The organism is Chitinophaga filiformis (assembly GCF_023100805.1).
Lineage (GTDB): Bacteria > Bacteroidota > Bacteroidia > Chitinophagales > Chitinophagaceae > Chitinophaga > Chitinophaga filiformis_B.
Genome location: NZ_CP095855.1, coordinates 7,269,117 through 7,283,628, shown reverse-complemented (window position 1 = coordinate 7,283,628; position 14,512 = coordinate 7,269,117). Strand labels below are relative to the sequence as shown.

14 protein-coding genes are annotated in these 14,512 nt (G+C 46.9%); 9 read left to right on the top strand and 5 right to left on the bottom strand.

Annotation, left to right across the window (positions count from 1 at the left end; translation table 11 throughout):
* Positions 1 to 2 precede the first annotated feature (2 nt).
* From hemE to hemA, 4 genes are read right to left on the bottom strand one after another with little or no spacing between them, the layout of a single operon-like run.
* Entirely contained in the window at positions 3 to 1,028 is a 1,026-nt protein-coding gene (gene hemE, locus MYF79_RS28435) for a uroporphyrinogen decarboxylase (protein WP_247811251.1), read from the bottom strand.
* 6 nt (positions 1,029 to 1,034) lie between these two features.
* Positions 1,035 to 1,841, bottom strand: coding sequence for a uroporphyrinogen-III synthase (locus MYF79_RS28430; protein WP_247811250.1), 807 nt, complete (start codon positions 1,839 to 1,841; stop codon positions 1,035 to 1,037).
* Positions 1,828 to 2,751: a hydroxymethylbilane synthase gene (gene hemC / locus MYF79_RS28425; RefSeq protein ID WP_247811249.1), complete on the bottom strand. Its 924-nt coding sequence runs from the start codon at positions 2,749 to 2,751 to the stop codon at positions 1,828 to 1,830. The genes MYF79_RS28430 and hemC overlap by 14 nt, the downstream gene beginning before the upstream one ends.
* A 3-nt stretch (positions 2,752 to 2,754) precedes the next feature.
* Positions 2,755 to 4,047 (bottom strand): glutamyl-tRNA reductase, encoded by a 1,293-nt coding sequence (gene hemA / locus MYF79_RS28420; protein WP_247811248.1) that lies wholly within the window; start codon positions 4,045 to 4,047, stop codon positions 2,755 to 2,757.
* Positions 4,048 to 4,250: 203 nt separating this feature from the next.
* Here hemA and hemH point away from each other — a divergent pair, with 203 nt between their 5' ends.
* The 7 genes from hemH (at position 4,251) to MYF79_RS28385 (ending at position 11,326) form a co-directional block, all read left to right on the top strand.
* Complete coding sequence (gene hemH / locus MYF79_RS28415) at positions 4,251 to 5,282, top strand: ferrochelatase (protein ID WP_247811247.1); 1,032 nt, start codon at positions 4,251 to 4,253, stop codon at positions 5,280 to 5,282.
* A 33-nt stretch (positions 5,283 to 5,315) separates the two neighbouring features.
* Positions 5,316 to 6,650, top strand: coding sequence for a protoporphyrinogen oxidase (gene hemG, locus MYF79_RS28410; protein ID WP_247811246.1), 1,335 nt, complete (start codon positions 5,316 to 5,318; stop codon positions 6,648 to 6,650).
* 206 nt (positions 6,651 to 6,856) lie between these two features.
* On the top strand, positions 6,857 to 7,771 hold the full coding sequence (locus tag MYF79_RS28405; protein ID WP_247811245.1) for an Abi family protein: 915 nt from the start codon (positions 6,857 to 6,859) through the stop codon (positions 7,769 to 7,771).
* A gap of 73 nt (positions 7,772 to 7,844) precedes the next feature.
* On the top strand, positions 7,845 to 8,585 hold the full coding sequence (locus tag MYF79_RS28400) for a DUF72 domain-containing protein (RefSeq protein ID WP_247811244.1): 741 nt from the start codon (positions 7,845 to 7,847) through the stop codon (positions 8,583 to 8,585).
* A 3-nt stretch (positions 8,586 to 8,588) separates the two neighbouring features.
* Positions 8,589 to 9,335, top strand: a complete 747-nt coding sequence (locus MYF79_RS28395; RefSeq protein WP_247811243.1) for a hypothetical protein — start codon at positions 8,589 to 8,591, stop codon at positions 9,333 to 9,335.
* A gap of 8 nt (positions 9,336 to 9,343) precedes the next feature.
* Positions 9,344 to 10,123, top strand: a complete 780-nt coding sequence (locus MYF79_RS28390) for an Fpg/Nei family DNA glycosylase (protein WP_247811242.1) — start codon at positions 9,344 to 9,346, stop codon at positions 10,121 to 10,123.
* A 129-nt stretch (positions 10,124 to 10,252) separates the two neighbouring features.
* Entirely contained in the window at positions 10,253 to 11,326 is a 1,074-nt protein-coding gene (locus MYF79_RS28385; protein WP_247811241.1) for a hypothetical protein, read from the top strand.
* Between the two features lie 54 nt (positions 11,327 to 11,380).
* Here MYF79_RS28385 and MYF79_RS28380 read toward each other — a convergent pair whose 3' ends face one another.
* Positions 11,381 to 12,835 carry a hypothetical protein gene (locus tag MYF79_RS28380; protein ID WP_247811240.1) on the bottom strand — a complete coding sequence of 485 codons (1,455 nt, stop codon included), beginning with the start codon at positions 12,833 to 12,835 and terminating at the stop codon, positions 11,381 to 11,383.
* 182 nt (positions 12,836 to 13,017) lie between these two features.
* On the opposite strand from MYF79_RS28380, the gene MYF79_RS28375 reads away from it, so the two are divergent.
* Positions 13,018 to 14,148 carry a Re/Si-specific NAD(P)(+) transhydrogenase subunit alpha gene (locus MYF79_RS28375; RefSeq protein WP_247811239.1) on the top strand — a complete coding sequence of 377 codons (1,131 nt, stop codon included), beginning with the start codon at positions 13,018 to 13,020 and terminating at the stop codon, positions 14,146 to 14,148.
* A 38-nt stretch (positions 14,149 to 14,186) separates the two neighbouring features.
* Positions 14,187 to 14,501: an NAD(P) transhydrogenase subunit alpha gene (locus MYF79_RS28370; RefSeq protein ID WP_199652787.1), complete on the top strand. Its 315-nt coding sequence runs from the start codon at positions 14,187 to 14,189 to the stop codon at positions 14,499 to 14,501.
* The last annotated feature ends 11 nt before the right edge of the window (positions 14,502 to 14,512 follow it).

The following is a 14,512-nucleotide window of genomic DNA, read 5'->3' as shown; positions in this document are numbered from 1 at the left end:
CTTTAGAATTCCTTTACAGTCTCAATGAATGCTTTGGCATGATCAACAGGCACATTTGGCAGGATGCCATGGCCGAGGTTCGCAATATAGCGGTGTTTGCCAAAGCCGTTCAGCATTTCCCTCACAGCCTTTTTGATCTCAGGAATGGGCGCCAGCAGCTTTGCTGGATCAAAGTTCCCCTGCAAGGTTACGTTGTTGCCTGCAAATTGTCTTGCGCGGGCAGGCTGGATACACCAGTCAACACCCAGGCAATTGGCGCCGGTAGCGGCCATTTCTTCCAGTGCGAACCAGGCGCCTTTGGCGAATACGGTAACCGGGCACACATCTTTCAGTGCAGCCACGATCTGGCGCATGTACTGAAGGGAGAGGGTTTCGAAGTCCTGAGGACTCAATAAACCACCCCAGGAATCGAACAGCTGTATACAGTCAGCGCCCGCTTTTACCTGTTCTTTCAGGTAAGCGATGGTTGTATCTGTGATCATCTGCAGCAGCTGATGGGCTACTTCGGGCTGCTGATAGCAGAATGCCTTGGCGCTATCGAATGTTTTGGAGCCTTTGCCTTGTACCATATAGCAGAGCAGCGTCCATGGCGCGCCTGCAAACCCGATCAGGGGAACGGCGCCATCCAGTGTTTTCTTTGTTAATGCGAGGGCTTCAAAGACATAGTTGAGCGTATCCTTTACATCGGGTACACGGAGTTTCTTCAGATCATCCGCACCTTTTACCGGGTCGGGCAATACGGGACCGATCTTTTCTATGAGCTGTACTTCCATACCCATGGCCTGTGGTACCACGAGGATGTCGGAGAAGATGATAGCTGCGTCCACACCTACCTGGTGTACCGGCATCACGGTGATCTCGGTGGCCAGTTCGGGGTTCATGCAGCGTTCAAAGAAAGAGTATTTCTCCCGCAGTTTGATATAGTCGGGCAGGTAACGGCCGGCCTGGCGCATCATCCATACAGGGACACGTTCTGTTGTTTCTCCGCGTAAAGCTCTCAGTAAAAGGTCATTCTTTAAGGCGCTCATTCTTTGTCAGTTAATGTTGTTAAAGTAAAATATCGTTGTTTTTACAAGCTGCTCCATGGAGGGGCTTGTACTGGTAATGATCTTATTGCCGGTATGTTCCTGCAGGGCCCGGGCTGTGGTGGGACCTATCGAGAAACAGACGGTATGCTGCGGCAGGGTGTTGACTGAAAAGAAGCTTTTTACGGCACTGGGACTGAGAAAGAGTATACCATCATACTCCTGTCCTGCGAGGGCAGGGGTTTCCGTTGTCTCATATACGATCAGTTCTTCCAGTATGATATTGTGCTGTTGCAGCAGGTCCGGGAGTTCATCTCTGCGTTTATCACCGCAGAAGAAGACCAGGGGGCCTTTTTCTCCGTTCCTGATGATCTCTTGTGCCAGCGAAGCCGCATTAGCTGCAGTACCGGCTATTTTGTGCCGGATGTCATATTGTTGCTTTAAAGCCTCTTTTGTGGCTCCTTCCAGGCAGTATACATTCCATCCGGGGGAAAAGAAGCCTCCCTTTTTATATGCTTCCACGTATTCGTCGGTTACATTGGGAGGGAAGGCCATCCAGGTGCCGTAATAGTACTTTCCGTCCGGGTGCAGGTAATGATCAAGCAGTGCCTGTACTGCGTTGGCACTGGTGAAGATGACAGTTGCTTTTTCCTGGAACAGCTGGTGTATGCGCTGTTTCAGGCTGTCTGTGATCAACGCTTGTGTATTGATGAATCCTTTTGCCTCGATATCGATTTTTTGGGCCGCTGCTATCACGACCAATCGTCGGTCGACCGCTTTAGTGCTTAATATGCGATATCTTTTATTTGACGGCATCCCTTATTTGTGCAACAATTTTATCGCCGCCCTGTGCGAGGATCTTTTCTGCGGCAGTTTTACCAATAAGGCCTGCATCCTGCAGGGGCGCCTGCTCAGTGACGGTGAATAGTTGCCGGCCGTCCAGGCTGCAGAGTTCTCCGCTGAAATGCACCGTGTCATTGCTTATAGTAGCATAAGCGCTGATGGGAGTGGTACAACCACCCATGAGCGTACGCAGGAAATCGCGTTCTATACGGGTGCAGAGGGCTGTAGCCAGGTCGTTCAGTGGTGAGCAGGCCTGCTGACAGAAATTATCATCTTCCCGGCATACGGCCACTACGGCGCCCTGAGCGGGCGCAGGCAACATCCAGTCCAGCTCTATGGAGGTAGCGGGACGTATGCCTATCCTTTCCAGTCCGGCGGCAGCGAAGATGGCGCCATTCCAGTTCTCGGCCGCCAGCTTTTGCAGGCGGGTATTCACATTACCCCGCAGGTTATGCAGCTGGTGATGCGGATATTTGCGCAGCCACTGGGCTTTACGCCTTACGCTGCTGGTGGCTATATTAGCGATATACCCCGGCTGGTCAAGAAAAGAGGTATCCTGCTTATAAACCAGCAGGTCTTTTACGGGACCTCTTTCCAGGACTGCTGCCTGTATAATATTTTTAGGTAATTGTGTCGGAACGTCTTTGAGTGAGTGAACGGCAATATCAATACGGCCGCTGAGAAGAGCGATGTCCAGGCTTTTGGTGAAAATGCCCTGAACGCCTATTTCGTAAAGTGGAGTGACGAGGTCGATATCTCCCTCGCTTTTGATAGGTACCAATGTTGTTGTATATCCCTGTGCTTCCAGCAGGGCTTTTACCTTATTAGCCTGCCATAGTGCCAGCTGGCTTTCTCTTGTACCTATCCGTATTTCTCTGTTCATGAATTATTCCTGGTTAACGCCTGTCTCAAAGATATCATTGATCATGGCGATATATTGATCACTTTTATCTGTTTCCCGGCGTACCTTTCCAGCCATCAGGTTGATCATCTTCTGGATGATACGGGAAGATACTGCTTCAATATCTTCCAGGTTGTACTGGTTGCCGTTCTTTTGTTGCTGTATTTCCTTTGCGTGTATCTCTGTCAGCTTATCTTTCACCGCTTTCAGCACCACAGCGTGTTTACGCATTTTATACCAGTAGAGGAACTCGTTCATGTGTTCCTCGATAATGGATAATGCCTTGGGCACTTCCTGCAGGCGCATCTGTAACGTCTCATCCTGGATCTTCGACAGTTCATCCACGTTCACGAGCTCAATATGTGACAGTTCTCTTACTTCCGGCGCCACATTAAAAGGGATAGAGAGGTCGATGATGAGTTTAGGAGAAGATTGCTCAAAGTGAGCAGGCAGGATGGTCGGTTCCGGCGCATTGGAGGCCACCAGGATGATATCAGCTGCCTGTAATTCTTCTGCCAGCCGCTCGTATGGCGCATGACGCAAACCATGCTGTGCTGCGAATTCCTCTGCTACTGATGTGGTACGGTTCACAAGTGTTACCTGGTTCACGCCCAGGTAGTCCATCATGTTCTTGCAGGTGTTACGCCCTATTTTGCCGACGCCCACCAGCAGGATCTTTTTATTAAGGATGTCAGGCACTTTATGTTCCAGCAAACGTACGGCCGCAAAGGCTACAGACACGGTACCGGAGCTGAGGCCTGTTTCATTCTTGATGAGCTTTGATACCTGCAGGACGCTGTTGACCAGCCTTTCCTGGAAACCGCCGAAACATCCGTTCGCTTTAGCGAATTTAGTGGCGGTACGTATCTGGCCAATGATCTCATAGTCGCCAAGGATCTGTGAGTCAAGTCCTGTTCCTACCTGGTATAGGTGTTTAATGGCATCTTCGCCTGATTTCACGTACGACAACTGGCTGAACAGATTACAATCTCCCTCGGTTTCATGGCACACCAGTTCCACCAGCTGTTGCGGATCATCGGCAAAACCATAGATCTCAGTTCTGTTACAAGTTGAGAGCACAAATATATCATCCAGGTGTTGAGACTTTGCACTGTCAATTAAGTGCTGGTATTGTACCTGGTTAATAGCGAACGATCCTCTTATAGCAGCATCTGTTTTCTTATAGTTGATACCAACGATATGAAAATGGGCTATATCTTTAGAATGACTACCCTGCATTTTATTCTTATAAGCTTCCGGGTGCAAAAATACTCGCATAGACCGCAAGAAAGGGCAAGAGGCTGTCATTAGTGTGTCATTTCTACACATGGTAACAGGGCTTGCAGAAAAATGATTTTTATCAGTTTGAACGCTGATAAGTATTATCTATCGCCGGATAACGAATAATTAATTTATTTCAACAATTGTATGACATTTGCAGGCTGGATAAGCTATTACATTTGCAACAATTTAAGTAAAGGATGGAAGCTAAATCTGATAAAGGAATTATTCTGATGAACCTGGGATCGCCTGATTCTACGGCTGTACCTGATGTTAAGCGTTATCTTAATGAGTTTTTGATGGATAAACGGGTGATTGATTATCCCTATCTGTTCCGTTTGTTGTTGATAAAAGGTATCATCGTGCCTAAGCGCGCTCCTAAATCGGCTGAAGCATATAAATCCATCTGGTGGGAAGAGGGATCTCCCCTGGTTGTGCTGACAAAACAATTACAAAACGCGGTACAGCACGATCTGCAGATGCCGGTGGAGATCTCCATGCGTTACGGTAACCCGTCGCAGGAGGCCGCCTTTGACAAGCTGCTGAAACAAAATCCTGATCTGAAAGAGGTGATCCTGTTGCCTTTGTATCCGCATTACGCCATGTCTTCTTATGAAACAGCGGTGGAACATGCCAAAGCGGTACATAAAAAGAAGGGCTATACATTCAGTCTGACGATCGTTCCTCCTTACTATAATGAACCTGACTATATCAATGCGCTGGCGGAAAGTATGCGTCCATACCTGGCACAGGAGTATGATCACCTGTTATTCAGCTATCACGGTGTACCTGAAAGGCACATACGAAAAGGAGATATCACCGGGAAGCATTGTATGCAGGTGGAAAATTGTTGCAGGGTAGATTCCCCCGCCCATGAATTCTGTTATCGTCACCAGGTACATGTGACGTCGGAGCTGGTGGCGGAGAAGCTTAATATACCAAGGGAGAAGTGGAGCGTTACCTTCCAGTCCCGCCTGGGAAGGGAAGAGTGGTTGAAACCTTACACGGCTGCCACGCTTGAAGAGCTGCCGAAGAAAGGTGTGAAGCGGTTGCTGGTAGCCTGCCCTGCGTTTGTTTCTGATTGTCTTGAAACACTGGAAGAGATCGCAGTGGAGGGTAAGCATACTTTTATCAACAGCGGAGGTGACAGTTTTACGATGATCCCCTGTATGAACGTACATCCGTTATGGGTACAGGCAGTCGTGAAGTGGATGACGAGCCTGCAATCCTAACCGGAGTTATTTATTCTACAAATAGCCACTACCATGAAAACACAGCCCGTTATCATTGTCGGAGCCGGTATTACCGGTTTAAGCATTGCTTATGAATTAGAGCAGAAAGGTATTCCCTATGAGATACTGGAAACAGGATCTCACGCAGGTGGCGTCATAAAGTCATTACATGTGGATGGCTATGAACTGGATGCGGGACCGAACTCCTTTGCTGCTTCACCGGAAATAATGGCCTACATTGATCAACTGGGACTGCATGACCAGGTACTGGAAGCATCTGCTGCGAGTAAGAACCGTTTCCTCGTCAGAAATAATCAACTGCACGCGGTATCACCTCATCCGCTTAAAATACTGCAATCAAATTATATCAGCGGAGGGGCCAAATGGCGCCTGTTTACAGAAAGATTTCGCAGGCCCCATCCTGCGGACGGGGAAGAATCGGTATCTTCTTTTGTGAGCCGCCGCTTCGGACATGAAGTGAATGAGTACCTGTTTGAGCCTATTTTATCAGGTATCTATGCCGGCAATCCCGACCTGATGTCTGTTTCGGAGGTGTTACCTATGTTGCCGCAGTGGGAGAAAAAGTACGGCAGCGTAACGAAAGGGCTCATGAAGAATATGAAGACAATGGGCGGCCGTAAGATCATTGCATTCAAAGGCGGCAATGCCGTGCTGACGGAAAAATTGTTGTCGCTGCTGACTGGTAATATAAGGCTGAACTGTGCTGTAACAGGCCTTACCCGTGGCGCTTCAGACTACATTGTACAATATAACGAGAATGGCAGCACCGGTATGCTGAATGCAGAACGCGTGATCTTTGCCACGCCAGCTTACAGTACTGCTGTTGCCATACAGGGCCTGGACGCCTCCCTGGCATCGCAGCTGCAGGGCATTCCTTATCCACGTATGGGCGTGTTACACCTGGGCTTCGGCGCAGAAGCACAGGAGAAAGCACCGGCAGGATTTGGGTTCCTTATACCACATGCCGCTGGAAAACATTTCCTGGGAGCCATCTGTAATTCAGCCGTATTCCCGGCCCGCGCGCCTGAAGGAAAGACCTTGTTCACCGTTATGATAGGTGGCGCAAGGCAGGAACAACTGTTTGACCGCTTAGGCGCGGAGAAATTACAACAAACAGTCGTACAGGAACTGATGGATCTATTGGGACTGAAGACACCGCCCGAGATGCAACGTTTCAGTCAGTGGAATAAGGCCATACCGCAATTGAATGTGGGGCATGCGCAGATAAGACAGCAGATACGCTTTTTTGAGCAGCGGTATCCGGGAATAAAAGTGGCGGGCAATTATGTAACGGGAGTAGCTGTGCCGGCCATTATACAGGCGGCAAAAGGTATAGTTGAAAAATGAATAGCAACCCAATGATTTAGATTAGATTTCCTTCACCCTTTTTGCATAGTAACTACTCTTTATGTTGTACTCTTAAAAAAATTGAGTTTATGACATAACGAAAAATAAAATTTGGGTGAGAGATATTTTAATCATAACATTGTAATAACAGATCTCGCCACGCTACCCACTTGAACAGCGTCCCACGGCGAGACTTTTTTTTATATATGGGTTCCATTGTTTTTAATAAACCAGCCTTCTCTATACAGGATCAGATTAAATTATTGTCGGCACGTGGACTTCTGATTAAAGATATCGCACTGGCTGAACATTGGTTGACGCATGTTGGCTATTACAGATTAGCCGGATACTGGCAGATTTTTCAAACCGATGGCAGGTTACATACATTTGCAGTAAATACGACGTTCGAGCAGATCGTAGAGCTCTATAATTTTGACAGGGAATTGCGCATGTTAGTCTATGATGCGATTGAAAGGATAGAAGTTTCCCTGCGTACCATTATGGTACAATACATGTCCCTGGTATACGGTCCATATTGGTTCGTAAACGCAGGGCTAGCCCATTATCCTGATCATTATGAGGAGAATAAACTAAAAATAGAGGAAGAAATTGGACGGTCTAAGGAACAGTTCATTGTTCATCATGACGAAGTATATGGGAAGTCCAATTTCCCGCCGGCATGGAAGACTATGCAGGTATTGTCTTTAGGCACTCTCTCAAAGGTCTACAGCAATATCAGTACTGCTTTACCTGAGAAAAATCAGATAGCGCGCAGTTTTGGGCTTCCCAATTATGTGTATTTCGTGAGTTGGATGCAATCTGTAACTATTCTACGTAATCTTTGCGCTCATCATAGCAGAATTTGTAACCGGATGTATGATTTTGTTCCACAAAGGCTTTCTACCATGCCATACCCCTGGATTTCCAGGTTACCTGCTAATATGCACTTTTCAAGAATGTTATACAATCAGCTATGTTCGCTCAAGTATCTGTTAGACCGGGTGTGCCACGGAAATACTTTTTCTGCCAGGCTGCATGCTTTAATAGCCCTCCATCCGGGTATAGCAGTCAGGCAGATGGGTTTTGTAGACGATTGGAATAAAGAGCCGCTTTGGGAATAACTGTTAACGGATTGCTAAGCCCGCTGCATGCTGAGCACGCCCGTATTGGCACGCTTTTCCATTGCATATTCGTATGGCAACAGGTAAGATACATATAGGCACATCCGGGTGGAGTTATAAACACTGGAAGGAAATATTCTATCCGCTGACCCTGAAACCAACAGACTACCTCGCTTACTATGCTGATCATTTTCAGACAACGGAGATCAATACCAGCTTTTACCATTTACCCAAGCCCTCTACTATCGAAAAGTGGACGGAGACGGTTAATGCCAGGTTCCGCTTTTGTCCGAAGATCAGCCGTTTCATTACACATATCAAGAAGTTGAACGATCCTGAAGAAACCCTGCCTAAATTCTTCGATATTTTTGATGCCGTACAAAAACACCTGGGACCAATCCTCTTACAGCTGCCGCCAAACCTGGGATTTAATGAGGAGAAGGTGGCCCATTTTTTTGAAACACTCAGAAAATACAAAGGATATACGTTTGCCCTGGAGCCACGACATGATACCTGGCTGGAAGATGCTGCCATTGCATTAATGGAGAAATATAAAATTGCATTCGTGATCGCAGAGTCAGGGAAGCGATGGCCATATGGGGAATTTGTGACCGCGAAACATATCTATGTGAGGTTCCATGGGCCTGATGGCTCTTATGCAAAATCTTATCCCGATAAGGTATTACAACAATACGCGGAAAAGATGCTGGCATGGCAGGAGGAAGGGCATATAGTATGGGTATATTTTAATAATGATGTTCATGGCTACGCACTTGAGAATGCGAAGACATTGATTGAACTGACAAAACTTTAATTTATGAAGACAGTAACGAAAAAGCCTGCAACCAAGAAGGCAAACAAACGCGCCGCTCCTGCACCAAAGAACCTGGTGAAGAAAAGCGCGGTTGCCCGGAAAAAGGCTGTGAAGGAAGACCTGTCCAAAACATATAATGAGTTCAAGGAATTTGAGGGGCAGCAATATACCGGTATGACGATAGGGCGAAGTCATAAGTGGAATTACGATGCAGGGGTGTGGAAAGAGACGAAGATCACGCCCGATCTGTGGGAGATCTCTTACGCTGTGACCAAACGCCGCGCAGGGCATGCGCCTGAAGGTTCGGGAGTACCAGTGGGTACAGAATATCACTGGTACATACTGGCGCACCAGAATGTTCGCAAACTGAATGCGAACGACTATACAACATCTTTGGCAGGTCTGAAGTTGAAGTTAGCGCATAAACGGGCTGACAAGGAGAAGTGGAGCCTTTCAGGAAAAACACAACGTAAACACCTCATTGAGTTCTTACAGGAAATGATCGCACAGCTGGAAAAGGAGCCGGCGCCGCTTGACTTTTCGTACAATGAAAAACATTATCTTGGAGAAGCAATTCCAATTGGACAAACTTGTCATGACGGCCTCTGTGAAGAATACGACGTCATTCTCAACGATGCCAGCATGGGCATTATCAGGCGAATGAAGAAAGGCTGGAAGATAGATGGTCTCGAAGACAAGAAGTTTGTCAATGCAATAGGAGAGGCAATAGCTCAATCATCACCCAAATAACACTACATATGCCGGAATTACCAGATCTGCAGGTATTCAGCCATAACCTTGATAAGAAACTGGCAGGGAAGACAGTGAAAGACGTGTCCCTGGAGAATACCAAAAAAGCAAAAGATACGCCTGCCGCTTTTAAGAAAGCTATAAAAGGAGAGAAGCTGGAGGAAGTATACCGGGAGGGGAAGGAACTGCGCTTCAGATTTAAGAATGATGTGGTGCTGGGTATGCACCTGATGCTGCATGGCAAACTATATTTCTTTGAGGAAAAGAATACGAACAAGCATACAATTCTCGAAATATTATTTGAAGACGGAACAGGGCTGGCGCTGACCGACTACCAGGGCATTGCGCTACCATCATTGAACCCCGAAGAGACAGGTGTTCCCGATGCATTATCAGATGAATTGACAGTAGAATACCTCCAGGAGCAGTTAGGTAAGAAGAGGACTGTTATCAAAAAGATATTACTGGATCAGCATATTATTCGTGGTATAGGTAATGCCTATGCCGACGAAATACTATGGGAAGCCGGCATCTCGCCGTTTTCCGTCAGCAACAGGATACCGGCAGCAAAAATTAAGGCCCTGCATCGCGCCATACACAAGGTCCTGAAAGATGCAGAGAAAAGCATCCGTAAAGAACATCCTGATATTATTGCAGGAGAGATACGCGATTTCTTAAAGATCCATCAGCCCAGGGAAACCAATAGTCCTACAGGAGGAAAAATAGAACAGAAGGAGCTGAATGGCAGGAAGACGTATTATACAGATGAACAGGAATTATTCGAATAGACGTATGTTCACATAACGATATATTGAGTTATTCCCCCTGAGACTATCCCATACAGACCCCAAAAAACATCACTGTGGTGAATGGAACAGGTGCCGGCGCTTTTATTCAACAGTATTTAATTCATCGTTATGGCCGAAACACAAAACACTTGTGCTGCTGCACCCCGCCCTCCTTACAAAGACAATGACGGCAATGAGATAAGCTCCTTGGGAAAGGCATTTGCAGGATTGCTTATTATCTTTTTTACGTTTTTTAGCGCCTTCTATCTGATAGGCCATTGGCCGGACAGAATTCCAGGGCCTAAAGAGAATACGACCTCACTTTATACCTTCAGGTGGTTTCACGTCAGGCTTATTGATAGTATAGCCCATACCGGTGTGGTAGTGCAGACAAGAGGTAACATTGCCGGGGTAGATAGTACACAGGCAAAGCCTGACAGTACTGCCGACAGCATAACACCTGCGGTAAAGAAAGTTCCTCCACAGGTACAGCAAAACCCTGCTTCTGTGGCAGATGAGATGCAGGAAGACAGATTGATACATATTAATACACTGCTGCTGATCATGGTGGGGGTGGCCGGATTTCTGGGTAGCATGATCCATATCTCAGCTTCCTTTACCAGTTATATAGGCGCCGGAAAATTCAGGAAGAGCTGGATACTCTGGTATTGTGTGAAACCTTTTACTGCAGCAGCATTGGCAATAGCTGTCTATTTCGTTTTCCGCGGCGGATTCCTCAATATGAGCGACGATAGTTCGAACATCAATATTTATGGATTGATGACAATTTCGATACTGTCAGGTTTGTTTACTGACCGTACCACACTTAAGCTGAAGGAAGTATTTGAAGTACTGTTCAGACCTAAAGACGATCGTCCTGACCAGTTGAAGAATGGCGGACTGAAAGTAACTGCAGTCGACGCAGCACCGCTTGAAGCAGGGCAGCCAACATTAATTACATTAAGAGGGGAAAAAATGGACGAAGGGAAGGTAGCTGTCACTATCGGAGATGACACTATACAAAATATGGAACGGAAGCCCGATTGTATCAGCTTTACTTATACGCTACCGGAAGCGCTTCAGGGAGAGGATACTGTATTACTTACCGTCCAGCCGGAAAATGCGGCTGTGTCGAACAGTTATCCTTTAAAAATAAAAACCGCATCTGATGATACTGTGACAACCAATACTACCAATACTTAAAGCAATGATAAAAAAGAAGACTGACCAGTAACAACCTGGTCAGTCTTCTTCCTGTTACGGATAGCGTAATGATGCCGCTATATTACTCTCAGCCGGCATTTTTTCTTTCTCCAGGATGAATACATCACCGTTATGGAGAATTGTTTGTGCTATTGCATTGTTTAGCAAGCACTCATCTTTTGGTTGTTCGGTTTCATGGATAACAATCTTGTTTTCATTCGCATCAAAGGTACCCCACAGATGAGATCCTTTCTCAACGAACAGGCTATCCACCTGGCCATAGTAAGTTGCGGGGATCACATCATCCGGTATGGATGAGGTCAGCGCACCGGCAGAACCGTTATAATATTTTTCCAACGCAACCTGTTGCCTTTTCTCAAAATAAGGTTGCATCTTTTCTCTTGCCTGTTTGTAGATATTCACCGGTTTTTCATGCTCAAAATTGCCTGTCAGCGATTCCTCAGCAATATGCTGATAGCGGGACACCTTCCGGTAGATGGGCTGCAGGTAATCTACCGCCGCCAGCATCAGCGGAATGTGTTTATCTGACAGTACTTCCTTCCAGATGGTTTTGTCTACTTCCTCCAGGTAAATGGCGATATCTGTTTTATGATCCGGATTAGAGTTCATCCCATGGTAATTGGCGCCTTCTCCGCCGCCGGAACTTCCTGTACGGGTTAACATCTGGTTTCCTTTTTCTTCAAAATGTATAACATCAGCCATACCATCGGGCATGCCTTCCACAGTTATTTCCTGCATACCAAATGCATCTGCGAGGAATAGCCTTGCATTGTGCTTGCTGAAGGTCAGCAGATAGAATTGTTCGTTGCAGGTAATGATTGGCAGCAATGGTGTTAACATGAAGGAATTATTGCAGTATACCTGCTCTGGTACAGACAGGGGCAGCTGCAGATAACGGAATGAATCTTCAGTGATGAAACAGGCCAGTCCTTCCTGCTGGTTGAGCCAGAACTGCTCATCTCTCAACAGTTCATATCCCGGTTGCAGCATCTGCTGTATCAATGAAGGATCGGTCTTTTTCTCTTCCAGCAGCTTCTGCGATTTTTGCAGCATATTTTTGAAGACGATGAGGTCCTGCTGTTCATTTACCTCTTTACCGGAGGAATGGGTGGGCAAATAGATTGACAGGCAGATATTGCCTTTTTGCTCCGCTAAAGCGGCGAATATTTCCTTGTCCGGCCTGCCAGATATCTGCCGGGCAGCAACAGCAGGATGTTCTTTGTCTAAGGTCTCCTCGACGGTTTTATCGGCCGGCGCTTCCCGGACGTTTTGCTGTTGCACCGCTTTTTTAGCGGTATCCCTGTTCGGATGCCGCATATGAACAGCAGGTTGCAGTTCATCGGGGCCCATTGTATATTTATCAGTCATTTCAAGATCTGACTCCAGTTCATCCGGAGAAATGGACCTCCTTAATCCCAGGCCTTCTTTTCCGTTGCCGGAAGGCTTCCCTTTGATTGGCGTAAATTTTCCCTTTTGATCTTTTGGCATAATATGTAAGTTTAGATTTTCTGCTAAAACAAACTCAGCCTGAATAAGGACTGATACTATTTTCAGCACACTAATATCCTGCCAAGCGTGTCCTGATGAGCCGGAGGAGTTTTTTGTTCAACTTGCCGTTAAGCGTTATATTTAAGAAAACTACCGTAAATTCAGACTATAAATTCCATTAGATGATTGCAGGCGTCCTAAAAGAACAGCCAGGAGAAAACAGGGTTTCTTTAGTGCCGGACATTGTTAAGCAGTTGGGAAAACAGGGAGTAACGGTTTGGATAGAACCGGATGCCGGGACCCGGGCATATTATCCTGATGAATCCTATGTACAGGCAGGCGCTCTTATAAAGCCTGCCGCTGAAATCCTGCAACAGGCAGACATCATCCTCAGCATCCAGATCCCTGATGAGCAATCCTGGAAGTCTATACCGGCGGGCAAAGTGCTGACCGGCATCTACCAGCCATTCAGTAATCCTGCAACCATGCAGCAATGGGCTGAGAGGCAGCTTACGACATTCAGTCTTGATAGTATACCCCGAACCACGCGTGCGCAGAGCATGGATGTGCTGAGTTCCCAGGCGAATATTGCCGGATATAAGGCTGTATTGCTGGCAGCCTGGACTTACAGCCGTTATTTTCCCATGTTCATGACGGCGGCGGGCAGTATTGCCCCGGCAAAAGTGTTGATATTGGGAGCCGGCGTAGCGGGATTACAGGCCATTGCAACCGCCAGGCGGCTTGGCGCTGTGGTAGAGGTATTTGATACACGACCGGCCGTAAAAGAAGAAGTAATGAGCCTTGGCGCCAGGTTTATAGAAGTAGAAGGCGCGGCCGATGCATCCTCCGCCGGCGGTTATGCGGTAGAACAGACGGAAGCATATAAACAGCGGCAGGAGGAAAAGATCGCGGAAAGCATCGCGAAGTCAGATATTGTGATCACAACAGCACAGATACCCGGTAAAAAAGCCCCTGTCCTGGTCACTACGGCAATGCTGGAACGGATGCGGCCCGGGGCGGTGATCATTGATCTGGCAGCAGCTACGGGAGGTAATACCGCGCTTACGGAGAATAAGAAGACTGTCGTGCACAATGGCGTCACCATTATCGGCGATTCCAATCTGCAGTCTTCGATGCCTTCGGATGCCAGCAAACTATATGCAAAGAACATTTTTAATTTTTTGCAGCTGCTGGTAAAGGATGGCGACCTGGTATTGAACTTTTCCGATGATATTGTGCAGGGCGCCTGTATCACCCATAGCGGTATCATTACCAGCGAACGGCTCAAACAAGCGGATAGTGTGAAATTATAAGGCTGTTCATCTATTTCTGAAATCAACGATCCCCGATAATGGATGCTCTTTTTTCTTTTTTACAGCAACACCTGGAAGCGGTGTACATCGTTATTCTTTCCGTCTTCCTGGGTGTAGAGGTTATATCAAGGGTGCCTTCCGTATTACATACGCCGCTGATGAGTGGTGCCAATGCTATTCATGGTGTTGTGATCATCGGCGCTATCATTGTAATGGGAGAAGCTGAAGCCGACAATTACCTGGCCCTGGTACTGGGTTTTCTCGCCGTTATATTGGGAACCATCAATGTAGTGGGTGGTTTTGTAGTGACAGACAGGATGCTTGAAATGTTCAAGTCAAAAAAGACCAAATAATCGTATCTAAT

Excerpts from the sequence above, each read along its gene's own strand:
- MYF79_RS28380 (WP_247811240.1), bottom strand. The coding sequence starts at position 12,835 with ATGCCAAAAGATCAAAAGGGAAAATTTACGCCAATCAAAGGGAAGCCT.
- MYF79_RS28430 (WP_247811250.1), bottom strand. The coding sequence starts at position 1,841 with ATGCCGTCAAATAAAAGATATCGCATATTAAGCACTAAAGCGGTCGAC.
- hemG (WP_247811246.1), top strand. The coding sequence starts at position 5,316 with ATGAAAACACAGCCCGTTATCATTGTCGGAGCCGGTATTACCGGTTTA.
- MYF79_RS28395 (WP_247811243.1), top strand. The coding sequence starts at position 8,589 with ATGAAGACAGTAACGAAAAAGCCTGCAACCAAGAAGGCAAACAAACGC.
- hemE (WP_247811251.1), bottom strand. The coding sequence starts at position 1,028 with ATGAGCGCCTTAAAGAATGACCTTTTACTGAGAGCTTTACGCGGAGAA.
- MYF79_RS28390 (WP_247811242.1), top strand. The coding sequence starts at position 9,344 with ATGCCGGAATTACCAGATCTGCAGGTATTCAGCCATAACCTTGATAAG.
- MYF79_RS28405 (WP_247811245.1), top strand. The coding sequence starts at position 6,857 with ATGGGTTCCATTGTTTTTAATAAACCAGCCTTCTCTATACAGGATCAG.
- MYF79_RS28400 (WP_247811244.1), top strand. The coding sequence starts at position 7,845 with ATGGCAACAGGTAAGATACATATAGGCACATCCGGGTGGAGTTATAAA.
- hemH (WP_247811247.1), top strand. The coding sequence starts at position 4,251 with ATGGAAGCTAAATCTGATAAAGGAATTATTCTGATGAACCTGGGATCG.
- MYF79_RS28375 (WP_247811239.1), top strand. The coding sequence starts at position 13,018 with ATGATTGCAGGCGTCCTAAAAGAACAGCCAGGAGAAAACAGGGTTTCT.
- hemA (WP_247811248.1), bottom strand. The coding sequence starts at position 4,047 with ATGCGAGTATTTTTGCACCCGGAAGCTTATAAGAATAAAATGCAGGGT.
- MYF79_RS28370 (WP_199652787.1), top strand. The coding sequence starts at position 14,187 with ATGGATGCTCTTTTTTCTTTTTTACAGCAACACCTGGAAGCGGTGTAC.
- MYF79_RS28385 (WP_247811241.1), top strand. The coding sequence starts at position 10,253 with ATGGCCGAAACACAAAACACTTGTGCTGCTGCACCCCGCCCTCCTTAC.
- hemC (WP_247811249.1), bottom strand. The coding sequence starts at position 2,751 with ATGAACAGAGAAATACGGATAGGTACAAGAGAAAGCCAGCTGGCACTA.